Source organism: Bradyrhizobium zhengyangense (genome assembly GCF_022012555.1).
GTDB classification, from domain to species: domain Bacteria; phylum Pseudomonadota; class Alphaproteobacteria; order Rhizobiales; family Xanthobacteraceae; genus Bradyrhizobium; species Bradyrhizobium zhengyangense.
Map to the genome: position 1 here is coordinate 39,688 of NZ_JAKLTZ010000009.1, position 12,915 is coordinate 52,602.

Sequence of the window (12,915 nt, forward strand, 5' to 3'; positions counted from 1 at the left end):
CATCCCTGAAGAAACGTATTCGTAGTTCAGCAAAGGCTCGCAAGGGCGCAACTGGCTTGGCCAATGGTCCGCCGTGCTTTGACCGGATTTTCTTCAGCTTTGAGGCTTGAGCGGGCCGCAGCAGAGACTGCTGACAGGTGAATGTGGCTCATCGGTGGTTGCAAAGTTCTCATTTGCCGGCCGCTTCCGCCTCACAGCAGAGTGACGCCAAAAGCAAATACATCGAGAGCTTTTGGGGGGAAGGCGTGTTTTACCAAGGCGAAATCGCGTTCGTGCCTATCGGGCAGCGCGGCCTGAGCGCGGATGGCCATCCCCAGAAGACACTCATCTGTTCGTTCGACAGCCCTCCGACGGTGCGGCAGTCGACGTCCAGCATGGGTAACCGGTCGACGCGCCGAGGCAAAAGCTCCGGGGCCACCTTGGCGGCTTAGGATTGCTCAAATGAAGAGGAGGAAGGCATGAAGTTCAGGACATTGTTGGGCGTGGCCGCTATCCTTGCGCTCACAGGTGTATCGGCTCCTGCCGCTGATAAGGATGCCGCCGACATTGCTGTCGAAGCAGCAAAGAAATATGCGGGCACGACGATCAGTATCGTCTGGGAGGCGGGCCTTCAATCGCTCGACCCGCTCAACTATTCGGGTCCGAAATGGGAGAAGCTCACTGGCATCAAGGTGAAGGTGGTCGAGGTGCCGACCGACCAGATGTTCACCAAGATCATGCAGGATTTCAAGTCGGGCGCCGGGGCCTATGACGCACTGAACGTCATTCCATCCTGGATGCCCGACCTGGCCCGGGCCGGAGCGCTCGAGCCCCTGGACAAATATGTCGACAAGTTCGGCTATCGCGACGAGTTGCAGGACATCGCCGCAGCCTATCGCGACAACCAGATGCAGTATGACGGCAAGATCTTCGGCTTCCCGGACGACGGCGATGTGATGCTGCTCTACTACCGCAAAGACATTTTCGAGGATCCGAAGATGAAGGAGGGGTTCAAGGCCAAGTTCGGCTACGAGCTCGCTCCGCCCAAGGATTGGAAGCAGCTTGACGACATCGGACAGTTCATCACTGACAAGATGGCGCCCAAGGTCTATGGCGCCGGCTTCTTCCGAACTGCGCCTTATCCGCAATACATGTTCCAGGAACGTTTCCGCATGGAGGGCGGCAAGTTCTTCAATGCCGATACGATGAAATCGACGGTGAACAGCGATGTCGGCCTGAAGGTCTTCAAGCAGATGTTGGCCGAGAACAAGTTCATGCCACCAGGCGTGGAGCAATGGAATTTCGTCGACAACTTGGCCGCGTTCCTCCAGGGCACCACCGCCATGACGATCTCCTGGCCCCCTTATGGGCGTTGGGCCGCCGGCTACGGCTCGGGCGAGGAAGCGCTGAAATGGGTACCCAAATCGCAAGTCGCCGGCAAGGTCGGGTATGCGCTCACGCCCCTCGGTCGCCCGGAGCTTGGCGTCGGTTTCGACCTGTCCGTCTCGGCCACGAGCAAGAACAAGGAGGCCGCTTATCTCTTCATCCAATGGCTGAACAGCAAGAAGACCAGCCTTGAGCGCGTGCAGCTCCCCTATACGCTCCGCGATCCCTTCCGCCTGTCGCACTACGCGAGCGAGAAATACCGTGCGCTCTGGCCTGATGCTCCTGCCTATCTCGACACGATCAAGACATCTGGCGAGAAGGGCCTGCTCGATCTCTCCCTGCTGCAGCAGGACAAGTACGACGAGGCGATGACCAAGGCCATTTCGAGCCTCTGGGCCGGCGAAGATCCGAAGACCATTCTCGACCGCATGGCGCAGCAGTTTGATGCCATCACCGAGAAGGTGGGCATTGAAAACCAGAAGGCGGTTTATAAGGTCTGGGCAGCAAAACCAGGCGCTTATCCGCAATAGTTGGCTTGGAGGGCGCGCGGGAGGCACCGCCTCCCGTGCGGCGCGATTCCTGGATTGATGATGACGTTCTCTTTAAGCTTTAATGGCACTGAACATCGCCGCCCGAGCCGGCTCGGGCGTGTGCTCGAGGACCGCCTACCCTATCTCATCGTTGCGCCCGCAATATTGGTTCTTCTCCTCGTCGGCCTCTTTCCCCTCATCTACTCGTTGATCGTGAGCTTCCAGCGCATCACGATGACGGACAATGATACGTCTTTCGCCGGCTTGCTGAACTATGCGGAGTTGTTCAGAGATACCCGTTTGTGGGCATCGCTCGGCCACACCGCGATCATCACAGCAATCGCCCTGCCTCTCGAGCTACTGATCGGCTTCCTGATGGCGCAGCTCTTCATCGACCGCATGCCCGGGCGCCAGCTCTTCGTCGCGCTCTTGGTGCTGCCGACGGTGATCTCTCCGATTGTTGCTGGTGCGACCTGGCGCCTGTTGTTCGACGTCCGCTTTGGTCCCATCGGTGAGATACTCAGCTTTTTCGCCGGCGAACCGATCCGGATCCTGTGGACCGTCAACCCTGCTTACGTCTATCCGGCGATCATCATCTGCGAAGTTTGGCAGTGGTCGCCGTTCATGTTTCTGCTGCTGCTCGCTGCGTTGTCCAATGTCGATCAGTCTCAACTGGAGGCTGCTGAGATCGATGGGGCATCGTATCTGCGCGTGCTTCGCGCGATCATTCTGCCGGCGATCGCGCCCGTGATAGCTGTTGCATGCCTTATCCGCGGCCTCGACCTCGTGCGCATCTTCGACATCATCTGGGCCCTCACCGAAGGCGGGCCGGGCTCGATGACCGAGACGATTTCACTCTACACCTATGTGCAGGGCTTCTCGCAATTCGAAACCAGCTACACCGCCGCGATCTCCTTCCTGGTGATTGCGCTGCTCACTCTCATTACCACGCTTGTCCTCAAGCGCATGGAGATTGCGCGATGAGGCTGATGAAGCTGCCCACCAGGAAGGGGCGCGTTCTGGTGCTACGCTATATCGGCGCCGGCGTCGTCACTTTGCTGTTTCTATTTCCGGTTTATTGGCTGTTTATGATTTCGTTCAAGACGCCGGACGAGATCTATCACGTGCCGCCATTGTGGATGCCTGGGCAGATCCAGTTCTCGAATTATTATGTCCTATTCAAGGATGGTGACGTCATGGCCATCCTGAACAGCCTGATCGTCGCCGGCGTTAGCTCCGCCATTGCCATCATTCTTGGTACCCTATGCGCCTACAGCCTCGCCCGCTTCGGCACGGGTGGCGAGAACCTTGCGATGTGGATCATTTCCCAGCGCATGATCCCGCCGATTGCGGTCGTCTTCCCGATCTTCCTCATCTACGTCTATTTCGGTTTGGTTGACGGCTACTTCGGCCTGATCGTGCTCTATACCGCGTTCAATCTGCCCTATGTCATCTGGATGATGCGGGGTTATATCGTTGATGTTCCGCTCGAGCTGGAGGAAAGCGCCCTCGTCGACGGACTGAACCGATGGCAGGTCATCTGGAAAGTCGTCTTCCCGATGGTGCGCCCGGGGCTCATGGCGACTTCGGTCTTTACTTTCGTGTTCGCCTGGAACGACTTCCTCTTCGCGCTGGTGCTCACGCGTACCGAAGTGATCACTTTTCCGGTCATGCTGACGCACTATTTCGGTGGCCAGTCGAACTTCTGGGCCAAAATCGCGGCGATGTCCGTCCTGGGGACTTTGCCGATCTTCGTCGCAGTTACGGTAATGCAGCGCTATCTCGTGCGCGGCATCTCGCTCGGCGCCGTCAAAGGTTGAGGAGATTAGAGTGGCCGACGTCAAGTTGACCGGAGTGCACAAATACTACGGTAACGTGCATGCCGTTCGGGGACTAGACTTAACCATCAGCGATGGCGAATTCGCTGTGCTCGTGGGTCCGTCAGGCTGCGGCAAGAGCACGCTTTTGCGGACGATCGCCGGTCTCGAAGATCCGGACGACGGCACGATCGCGATTGGCGGCGCTATCGTCAACGATCTGCGTCCGCGCGAACGCAACATTGCGATGGTCTTTCAGAACTACGCACTCTATCCCTATTTAACCGTCAATGAGAATATCGCGTTCGGCCTGCGCGCCCGCAAGACGCCAGAAATCGAGATCAGGAAGCGGGTCAGCGAAGCCGCCGAGATGCTCGGCATCGGCAATCTCCTCCAGCGTTATCCACGTCAGCTCTCCGGTGGACAGCGTCAACGCGTCGCGATCGGACGGGCCATCGTTCGCAAGGCGGATCTTTTCTTGTTTGACGAGCCGCTCTCGAATCTGGACGCCCAATTGCGTGACGAAATGCGAACCGAGATCAAGCGTCTGCATCACGAGATCACCACCACAATGATCTACGTTACACACGATCAGGTCGAGGCGATGACGCTGGCGGATCGTATCGTGCTGCTACGCGATGGAAAAATAGAGCAGCAGGGAGCTCCACTCGAACTGTTCGAGCGGCCGCGAACGGGCTTCGTGGCGGGCTTCCTCGGCTCTCCTTCGATCAATCTCATACCGGCAACCCTGACGGCGATGAATGGCGGGCTTTCTGTCGTTTTCGGTTCCGGAGAGTCCCTGACTGTGCCGCCTGCGAAGGCCACTGCCCTTTCTAGCGTGGCGGGACGTGAGGTCATTGTCGGCATTCGGCCTCAGCATTTCGGCCGAGCCGGCGACGGACCATTGCGCGATGGGGTGGTGCCCTATTCAGCGGTCGCCGATCTCATCCAGCCTACAGGTACTCGTACCTTCACGACCATCAAGATCGGCGGAGTAGACGCAGTCGCGGAGCTGCAAGCACATGATGTTCAGAGCCATGGCGAGCGAATCCAGCTCGCCATCGACCTCAATCGGATGGTGCTGATCGATCCGGCCACAGGCTCGGTCATCGCCTAAGCGCAAGAGTTCGCAAACCCAACAACGGGATGCAGGGGGAAAAGCATGGCATCGAGACTTTTTGCTAGCGGAATCGGAGCGCCCGAGGGGCCAATCTGCCTCCCCGACGGATCGATGTATGTCACGGAGATGTCCGCATCGACGTTGTGCATCACGCGGCTCGATCAGCGAGGCAATCGCAGAGTGGTTCGCGCGACGGGCGGCCGCCCGAACGGACTGACGACGGACGGCCACGGCCGCATCTGGATCGCGGAAGCGGGCCTGCGGGCGCTGATTTGCATCGACCAAGCCGGAAACGAGATCCGGCGCATGCAGGGCGAAGGCGCCGATCGCTTTCTATTTCCGAATGACCTCTGCTTCGGCCCCAACGGACTACTCTACATGACTGATTCAGGCATGGCGGCTGAGGATTTCATCAACGGGCAGGCCTTCGTCGAGGGCTATATGGACCTTGATTGGGACGGCCGCGTCTACGAAATCGATCCCGCGGCCATGAAGGTCCTTCGCGTCCTCGATCGCAAGATCCGATTCACCAACGGGATTGCTTTCGGGCCCGACGACCATCTCTATGCCAACGCATCGTTCACAGGCGAAATCTACCGCTATGACGTACTCGGCAAGCCAATGCCTGAACGTGTTGTTTTCGGCAATGTGCTGCAGCCCGACTCCAATCCTGACTTCAAGGGGCCCGACGGGATGGCTTTTGGCACCGACGGCCGGCTCTATTGCACAGTCTATAATCAGAAGAACGTCACTGTGCTCGACCGCGGCGGCAACGTCGTGGACCGGCTCATGCTGGATGGGCCGCAACCGACAAATTGCGCCTTCACGATTGAAGGCAAGAAGTTGCGCGTGACAGAGGTCGGCAAGGGCCAGGTTGAAGAGCTCGATGTGCCCTGCGAAGGGGTGCCTCTACATCTGCCTAAATTCGGTTAAGGTTGGAAACTCGTTTCCGGTCGGCACGCGGCACTTGGCACAGAGCAACTAGCTGGTGCAGGCCGCAGATGAGTTGGCGGCAGCTCGCGGTCTTAGCATTTCGCGACGGCGCGCCTGGGGCGGATACATACGAGCATGAACAGTTCAAAACAGGAGCTAAGACAAGTGGGGCCGCTGGCTTGCCGAGGATTATGGCCACCGGCCCCGGCGTCAGCTACTTGAAATTGCCCTGCCCCAGGTGCAGTAGCGATAGCTGACAGGCACGAGATGGCCCGGCGGCGGCTCCTCCGCAAATCTCGGCTGCAGTTAACGTAAATGGCAGGGCGCGAGGTGATGTTATGTTTTGTTTTGGTCAGCATGGCGGTGCCGCCAGTTGAAGTGCCGTGATCGTCGCCCACCAGGACGGCCTATGTCGCGGAGCCGCGAACGGAAGTTGGGCAATTACTCGTCCGGCTACGACGCGAGTTGAGTGATTGGTTAGGTCGGAACTCCTTGCGAGCCGTTAGTTGATCGCGAGCGGAGCTCAAACTCTAGCTCTGTCAGCTTTTTGATCAGCTGCTCAATAACCGCCTCGTAATCAGAACGCGTGAGTGAGTTCACGCCACGGGAGGCGAGCTCGTGCTGCAGGATTGTTGCCATCACGGCCTTGACGCTCATAGGACCTCATCTGAAATGATTTCGCATCAAATCTCAAACCAAGGAGACAATCAACAAGGAGGAGGATGGAGCTGGAAGTGTCGCTGCATTCCGATCGATTATCAGCCCCAGGGATGCATACGTACCCAAAAGACTTTGAGCCTGGATATTCGATGCTCCTCCACCAGTTGGCCGATTTGCTGACTCCGCTTCCCGTCTTTGCTTTATGAGCTGGTCAAAAAGCCACCATCAGCTAGCACGAGAGCAGCTCTTGTGGTAATTGCAGTCCATAGGTCCATAGTTTGTTTTTGAAGAGTTTCATTTCGAGGACGATTTGTTCGTGACGATGGTTGCCGTGCTTTGCCAATTTGCATCCGCCGATTGCGTTGATAAGATCGTGACGAGCTCTGCATTCGACAGCACGCTTACTTTCCAGGGCTGCGTTATGAACGGCCAGACAGGGCTGGCCCAGTGGAAAGAAGCGCATCCAATTTACCGCTCAGATACTTGGCATATTCAGCGGCACAAATGCATGCCGGGAGATTACAATATCGCTCACCACAAAGCGTAGAGATCAAAGAAGCTACGCAACGCCCGCCACCGCGGTGTCAGCGAGAGCGTATGCGGTTCATCTAATGTCCCCAGCGCAACGCGCGGACGGGGCTTGCCGGGGCTCTGTTCGCTCGGAAGCATTTGAGCTAAGCCGAGTGGCTACAGGACGAAGAAAGTACAGCGAGAGGCCAGGGTTCCGTTCGCAAATCCTCTTTAATGCGTCGGCCTTGATCCAGAAAAGCTCCAAATCGCTGGCCGCTCGAGCAGATTGCGTGCGGCGGCGTCGATCCACGGCGAACAGCCCAACCTCACCAAAAACCTCTCCTGGATACAAGAGCTTGTCTATTTCGGGAAGCTCGACTTGTCCTGATCCGATGAGATAGAGTGCATCGGCGTGATCCCCTTTCTCGAAGATTGTCTCTCCAGCCTTGATCCGCTGTGTGTGCATGAACGGCTGAAGCCAGTTCGGAGAAAGATCTGTATTAGCGGCGAGCTTGGCGCGGCGTAGTACCAAGACCATGCGGACGAAGTAGGCAGCGTTTAGTGGAAGCAAAATAAAGTGCAGAATCAGCACAGGGTAGATACCGGCGCCAGTGGCATAGACGATGAATGCGAGATTGCTGCAGATGGCGACGGCCCGCAGAGTCAGCATGGTGTGCATGCAGAATGTCACGAGGACGAGCGAAGAGGCCAGATAGCCACAAGCTTCTATCCACGTCATGGCAGCCTACTTTGCTGCTTTAGGCGCAATGAATCACCTGCAAAGCGCGGGCCAAGCGTTCATCAGAAGACGAACGGCTGACGTACCGCCTCAGCCGAGCCGGAGCCTGCTTCGCTCTGTTGGTTATCCAAGGCTGCACGCCGCGCATATGAACCAGTTCACACGCTGATCGGGGCGCTTCGCTTCGCCAGCGTTATAAACTGCTGCCGGTGCCAGCAAGTTCTATCCGCTCGCGTCACTTAAGGTGGCAGCCGATCGCGGTCCGGTCACGGGACCGGATAGTCTTATTTCAGGAAGCCGATAGACAGCCAGGGCACCGCGGCGACGATCAGCGTGCCAATGAGCAGCGCAATCATGTATCCCACGATTGGTCTCATACCGTCGTCCGGGTTAATGCGGCTGATAGCGCAGGCCGCGTAGTAGCCGACCCCAAACGGCGGTGCGAACAGGCCGATGCCCATCGCGAGAACCACGACCATTGCGTAATGGACATCGTGGACCCCAACCTGCCGCGCGATCGGGAACAGGAGCGGACCGAACAAGACGATGGCTGGGATCCCCTCCAGCACGCTGCCTAGAATCACGAAAGTTACGATCGTCACCGCTAGGAAGACGGGGACACCGCCGGGAAGGCTGGTCATGAACTTGGCAAGCGAGGCTGAAAATCCCGACTGGGTCAGCGCCCAGGCCATTCCTGTCGCGGCGCCGATGATGAGCAGAATCGCGCCCGACAGGGAGGCCGTCTCGACCAGCATAGGATAGATGCGTCGCCAGTCGAACTGGCGGTAAATGAGGAGACCGGCGCAGGCCGAGTACAAGATGCCGATGGTCGAGACCTCCGTTGCCGTTGCAACGCCTTCGACGACGGCGGTCCGGATCACGAAAGGCAAGGCGATCGCAGGAAGAGCAATGACAAAGGCTCGGCCGATCTCCCGCCCAGTCGCCCTTTTGACGTGAGAGAGGTCCTCGCGCCGGTAGCGCCACCACACGATCGCCCCGAGCATAACTGCGAGCACCACGCCCGGGAGCAATCCGCCGGTGAATAGCGCGGAGATCGACACGCCCGTCACCGAGCCGATCGTGATCAGAACCAGCGACGGCGGAATCGTTTCGGTTTGCGCCCCCGTGGCGGCCAGCAACGCAACGAGGTCGCCGGGTTTGGCGCCACGCTGCCGCATCTCGGGAAACAGCACAGGGGCCACGGCCGCCATATCTGCCGCCTTGGACCCTGAGATACCGGAGACCAGATACATAGCCCCGACCAGGACGTAGTGCAGCCCGCCGCGGACGTGGCCGAGGAGACTTGCGAGGAAACCGACCATTGCGCGAGCCATGCCCGTCATCTCGATCAGCAGGCCCAGGAAGACGAAAAGAGGCACGGCGAGCAGGATCAGATGGCTCATCCCTTCATCCATCCGCCCGATCATCACTACGTCCGGCGTGCTCGTCGTAAGCGTGAGATAACCCACGGTGGCGAGACCGAATGCAAAGGCAATCGGAACGGCGGCAAAGACCATCGCACCGACAACAAAGACGAAGAAGATCAGAAGGTTCAGATTGCCGAGCGGCTTAAAAACCGGCGCGAGCAGCACGAACGCAAGGATGAGACCGGCGACGATCGCTAGAGAGGCCAACAAGCTGCGTAGATTGGCAATTCGGCAGAGCCGGAGGGCCGCGGCGATCAGCATCAGCCCAATTCCGATCGGTAGCGCCGCCGCACGCCAAGTGTTGATGATCTCCAGCGCCGGCGTGGTGACGAAGGCCTCGTCGGCGGCAAATTCATAGGCCGGCCAAACGACGAGCAAAAGAAACGCCAGCGAGGCTGCGGCCGCCACCACGTCCAAAAACGCACGCACCTGGGCACTGAGCACGCCGACGATGGCTGTCATACGCATGTGCTCGCCGCGCTGGAAAGCAATGACGGAGCCGAGCATGGCAAGCCAAAGGAAGAGAATACCGGCGAGTTCGTCGGACCAGACGATGGGGGAGCGGAATACGTATCTGCCTACGATTCCTGCGGCCAGGATTGCGACTTCGGCCAGGACGAGTAGCGCGGCTGGGACCGCGACGAGGTGGCCCAACATCGTGTTCGCTGTTACCGCCCAATGTCGGGGACCCCGTTCAGTCGAGGCGGTCGCTCCACCGTCATCAGCATGTGGAGCGTGGCTCACGCTGCTCATGACAGCTGACCCGCCGCTTTTTCGAGCTGCGACCACGCCTCCTCGCCGAATTTGCCCTTCCAGTCGGAGTAGAAGCTAGTCTTGGACAAGGCTTGTCGGAAGGCGGCGCGATCGACTTCGATAAATTTGAGACCTTTGGCCGACAGATCGGTGCGCAAGGACTGGCTGAGCTTTGCGATATCAGCCCGCTGATCGACGGCGGAGCGATCTAGTTCGCGGGTCACGACCTCCTGAACATCCTTCGGTAAGCGCTCGAATGCGCGCTTGTTGGCGAGGATCCAGTATCCGTCCCAAACGTGCCCGGTCAGGCTGCACGTGCTTTGCACTTCGTAGAGGCGGGCGGTTGCAATGATCGGCAACGGATTCTCCTGGCCGTCCACGACTTTGGTCTGTAACGCGGAGTAGACCTCGTTGAAGTTAATAGGCGTCGGGCCGGCTCCAAGCGCCTTGAAAAGCGAGGTCAAAAGCGGCGCCGGGGGGACGCGGATCTGGAAATTCTTTAGATCGTCAGGGCTGCGGATCTCACGTCCGGAAGAAGTCACCTGACGAAAGCCGTTATCCCACGCTTTGGAAACCGCCATGATCGGAGTTTTGGCAATCTGCGTCCGGATGTAGGTTCCGAGATCTCCGTCCATAGCTTTCCAAACGCTATCGTAGTCAGTAAACGCGAAGCCGGTGTTCACCAGGCCCGCACTTGGGACCAGGGTGGCGAGGATCGAAGAGGACTGATTAAAGAATTCGACGCCGCCGCTGCGGACCTGGGTCATGAGCTCGGTGTCGGACCCGAGCTGGTTGGCCGGAAACAGCCTGATCTCGAGCCGGCCACTGGTAGCCTCTAGAATGCGTTGGATGGCTTCCTGCGCGCGGACGTTCACCGGATGCGTCGGATCCTGGCCGGTTGCAAATTTATAAACGAATTCGGCCGCAGATGCCGGTCGAGTGAGAATTGCGCAGAGAGGTACGGCCGTTGCAGCTTTCAACAGGGAACGCCGGCTGATATCTCTGCGTTTCGATACGCTCATGTCTTCCTCCTCGTTCTATTTACCTAGCGGTGGCGATCTCAGCGCAGGCGGCGCAGCCGTTCCGCTCATTCGTGTGCCCGCGTCTTGAGTGCCGGCATTTGGGCAAAAGCCAGCGTTCGCCGCTGCAAGGTGCGGCGGGCAACGTTGAGTACAGCTTGTTGGACCTCAGCCCAGCGGCGCTAAAGCCACTGTTTGATTTGCCTTGCGACCTCTGCGGTGGAAATCCCGTAACGGTCGTGCAGCGTTGGAAGCGCGCCGGCGTCGAGAAATTCGTCCGGCAATGCGATCTGGCGGAAAGGCGGATGTGCCCCAGAACGCAAGAGGAGTGCGGCAATTGCTTCGCCGAGGCCACCAATGGTCGTGTGATTTTCGGCAACGACGACAAGCCGTGCCGGCTTGCTGGCCTCACGCAGGATAGTCTCTGCGTCGAGGGGCTTGATGGTTGGAACATGCAGCACCGCTGCATCCACGCGGTCATCCTTCAAAGCTTGGACGGCCTCGAGTGCCCGCATGGTCATGATGCCGGACGAGATGATCAGGACGTCCTTGCCATCACGGATCAGCTTGGCCTTTCCAAGCTCGAACTTATAGTCGTATTCATCCAGAACGACAGGCACCTGGCCGCGCAGCAGGCGCATGTAGACTGGACCTTGATGCGCGGCTATGGCTGGCACCACCTGCTCGATTTCACTGGCATCGCAGGGGTCGATCACCGTCATATTTGGCATGGCCCGAAACAACGCGAGATCCTCGGCGGCTTGATGACTTGGGCCATAGCCCGAGGTCAGGCCGGGCAAGGCGCAGACGATTTTCACGTTGCGGTCTTCCTCCGCAATGGTCTGATGAATGAAATCGTAGGCGCGCCGCGATGCGAACACGGCATATGTCGTCGCAAAGGGCATGAAGCCCTCTGCGGCGAGTCCGGAGGCTGCTCCGAACAAAAGTTGCTCGGCCATGCCCATCTGGTAATAGCGGTCTGGAAATTCCTTGGCGAAGATGTGCAGGTCGGTGTATTTGCCGAGATCGGCGGTCATGCCGACCACCTCTGGCCGGCTCCGTGCCAGTTCGACGAGTGCATGTCCGAACGGCGCTGGCTTCGTCTTTTGGCCCTCGGCCGCAATCGAGGCGATCATGGCAGAGGTGGTTAGGCGCGGCTTGCCCGCTTGCGGTGCTGATCTGACGGTCTTCATGCCTGCCTCCCGGCTTCCAGCGCGGCAAGGGCAAGTTGCCATTCGTGCTGCTCGACGCGAATGAAATGGTTCTTCTCGCGCTGCTCGAGGAAAGGAACGCCCTTCCCCATGAGGGTGTCGGCGACGATCATTCGCGGCTTCGGCTCGGGATGCGACTTTGCACGGTCGAATGCTGCGAGCACGGCATCGAGATCATTGCCATCGATACGTTGTACGAACCAGCCGAATGCCTGGAGCTTGTCGACCAAGGGTTCGAAGGCCATGACTTGCGTCGAGGGACCGTCGGCCTGCTGGTTGTTGACATCGACAATGCCGATCAGGTTGTCCAGCTTGTAGTGGGCCGCCGACTGGATGGCCTCCCACACGGAGCCCTCGTCGAGCTCGCCGTCGGAGAACAAGGTGTATACCCGCGCCTCGGACCTTTTGCGTTTGAGGCCAAGGCCCATGCCGACAGCAATGCTGAGCCCGAGGCCGAGCGAGCCACCCGACATTTCCATTCCGGGCGTGTAGGAGGCCATGCCCGACATTGGCAAGCGGCTCTCGTCACTGCCATAGGTCTCAAGCTCTTCCTCGGGGACGATCCCCGCTTCTATCAAAGCCGCATAAAGCGCAATAGCGTAGTGCCCGTTTGAGAGCAGGAAGCGATCGCGTTCCTCCCAGGTCGGATCCTCCGGCCGATAGCGCATCGCGTGAAAGTAAGCCACGGCGAGAACGTCGGAGATATCGAGCGCCTGAGCGATATAGCCTTGGCCCTGAACTTCCCCCATGCGCAGCGCATTGCGGCGAATGTTATAGGCGCGGTCCGCCAGCTTGGGCGTGTTGGTCAACGTTTTGGTCGGCGCTTCCATC

General features: G+C 58.9%; 12 protein-coding genes. 6 read left to right on the forward strand and 6 right to left on the reverse strand.

Annotation, left to right across the window (positions count from 1 at the left end; all coding sequences use genetic code 11):
* The first annotated feature begins 458 nt into the window (after positions 1–458).
* The 5 genes from L6639_RS28675 to L6639_RS28695 all read left to right on the forward strand — a co-directional run bounded on the left by L6639_RS28675 (position 459) and on the right by L6639_RS28695 (position 5,765).
* Positions 459–1,895, forward strand: a complete 1,437-nt coding sequence (locus L6639_RS28675) for an ABC transporter substrate-binding protein (RefSeq protein ID WP_128955162.1) — start codon at positions 459–461, stop codon at positions 1,893–1,895.
* 60 nt (positions 1,896–1,955) lie between these two features.
* Positions 1,956–2,879 carry a carbohydrate ABC transporter permease gene (locus tag L6639_RS28680; RefSeq protein ID WP_210326183.1) on the forward strand — a complete coding sequence of 308 codons (924 nt, stop codon included), beginning with the start codon at positions 1,956–1,958 and terminating at the stop codon, positions 2,877–2,879.
* Positions 2,880–2,884: 5 nt separating this feature from the next.
* A complete protein-coding gene (locus L6639_RS28685) occupies positions 2,885–3,715 on the forward strand; it encodes a carbohydrate ABC transporter permease (protein WP_164939082.1) in 831 nt (276 codons plus the stop codon).
* Between the two features lie 10 nt (positions 3,716–3,725).
* The gene (locus L6639_RS28690) at positions 3,726–4,829 is read left to right on the forward strand and encodes an ABC transporter ATP-binding protein (RefSeq protein WP_128929503.1); all 1,104 of its coding nucleotides are present in this window, start codon (positions 3,726–3,728) and stop codon (positions 4,827–4,829) included.
* Between the two features lie 183 nt (positions 4,830–5,012).
* Positions 5,013–5,765 carry an SMP-30/gluconolactonase/LRE family protein gene (locus tag L6639_RS28695; protein ID WP_338076562.1) on the forward strand — a complete coding sequence of 251 codons (753 nt, stop codon included), beginning with the start codon at positions 5,013–5,015 and terminating at the stop codon, positions 5,763–5,765.
* Between the two features lie 477 nt (positions 5,766–6,242).
* On the opposite strand, the gene L6639_RS28700 is transcribed toward L6639_RS28695, so the two are convergent.
* Positions 6,243–6,422: a hypothetical protein gene (locus L6639_RS28700; protein WP_128929501.1), complete on the reverse strand. Its 180-nt coding sequence runs from the start codon at positions 6,420–6,422 to the stop codon at positions 6,243–6,245.
* Between the two features lie 319 nt (positions 6,423–6,741).
* On the opposite strand from L6639_RS28700, the gene L6639_RS28705 reads away from it, so the two are divergent.
* Positions 6,742–6,972, forward strand: a complete 231-nt coding sequence (locus tag L6639_RS28705) for a hypothetical protein (RefSeq protein WP_128929500.1) — start codon at positions 6,742–6,744, stop codon at positions 6,970–6,972.
* 57 nt (positions 6,973–7,029) lie between these two features.
* Here L6639_RS28705 and L6639_RS28710 read toward each other — a convergent pair whose 3' ends face one another.
* The 5 genes from L6639_RS28710 to L6639_RS28730 form a co-directional block, all read right to left on the reverse strand.
* The gene (locus tag L6639_RS28710) at positions 7,030–7,614 is read right to left on the reverse strand and encodes a cyclic nucleotide-binding domain-containing protein (protein ID WP_237864935.1); all 585 of its coding nucleotides are present in this window, start codon (positions 7,612–7,614) and stop codon (positions 7,030–7,032) included.
* Positions 7,615–7,958: 344 nt separating this feature from the next.
* Entirely contained in the window at positions 7,959–9,854 is a 1,896-nt protein-coding gene (locus tag L6639_RS28715; RefSeq protein ID WP_128929498.1) for a TRAP transporter large permease, read from the reverse strand.
* Positions 9,851–10,876 (reverse strand): TRAP transporter substrate-binding protein, encoded by a 1,026-nt coding sequence (locus tag L6639_RS28720; RefSeq protein ID WP_128929497.1) that lies wholly within the window; start codon positions 10,874–10,876, stop codon positions 9,851–9,853. The genes L6639_RS28715 and L6639_RS28720 overlap by 4 nt, the downstream gene beginning before the upstream one ends.
* 179 nt (positions 10,877–11,055) lie before the next feature.
* Complete coding sequence (locus L6639_RS28725) at positions 11,056–12,066, reverse strand: transketolase family protein (RefSeq protein WP_188637396.1); 1,011 nt, start codon at positions 12,064–12,066, stop codon at positions 11,056–11,058.
* Positions 12,063–12,914: a transketolase gene (locus L6639_RS28730; RefSeq protein ID WP_128929495.1), complete on the reverse strand. Its 852-nt coding sequence runs from the start codon at positions 12,912–12,914 to the stop codon at positions 12,063–12,065. Before L6639_RS28730 ends, L6639_RS28725 begins: the two co-directional genes overlap by 4 nt.
* Position 12,915 lies beyond the last annotated feature (1 nt).

What these genes read in the sequence shown, in the direction of transcription:
- L6639_RS28725 (WP_188637396.1), bottom strand. Translation starts at nt 12,066, where the DNA reads ATGAAGACCGTCAGATCAGCACCGCAAGCGGGCAAGCCGCGCCTAACC.
- L6639_RS28675 (WP_128955162.1), top strand. Translation starts at nt 459, where the DNA reads ATGAAGTTCAGGACATTGTTGGGCGTGGCCGCTATCCTTGCGCTCACA.
- L6639_RS28730 (WP_128929495.1), bottom strand. Translation starts at nt 12,914, where the DNA reads ATGGAAGCGCCGACCAAAACGTTGACCAACACGCCCAAGCTGGCGGAC.
- L6639_RS28720 (WP_128929497.1), bottom strand. Translation starts at nt 10,876, where the DNA reads ATGAGCGTATCGAAACGCAGAGATATCAGCCGGCGTTCCCTGTTGAAA.
- L6639_RS28715 (WP_128929498.1), bottom strand. Translation starts at nt 9,854, where the DNA reads ATGAGCAGCGTGAGCCACGCTCCACATGCTGATGACGGTGGAGCGACC.
- L6639_RS28710 (WP_237864935.1), bottom strand. Translation starts at nt 7,614, where the DNA reads ATGCACACCATGCTGACTCTGCGGGCCGTCGCCATCTGCAGCAATCTC.
- L6639_RS28680 (WP_210326183.1), top strand. Translation starts at nt 1,956, where the DNA reads ATGACGTTCTCTTTAAGCTTTAATGGCACTGAACATCGCCGCCCGAGC.
- L6639_RS28700 (WP_128929501.1), bottom strand. Translation starts at nt 6,422, where the DNA reads ATGAGCGTCAAGGCCGTGATGGCAACAATCCTGCAGCACGAGCTCGCC.
- L6639_RS28685 (WP_164939082.1), top strand. Translation starts at nt 2,885, where the DNA reads ATGAAGCTGCCCACCAGGAAGGGGCGCGTTCTGGTGCTACGCTATATC.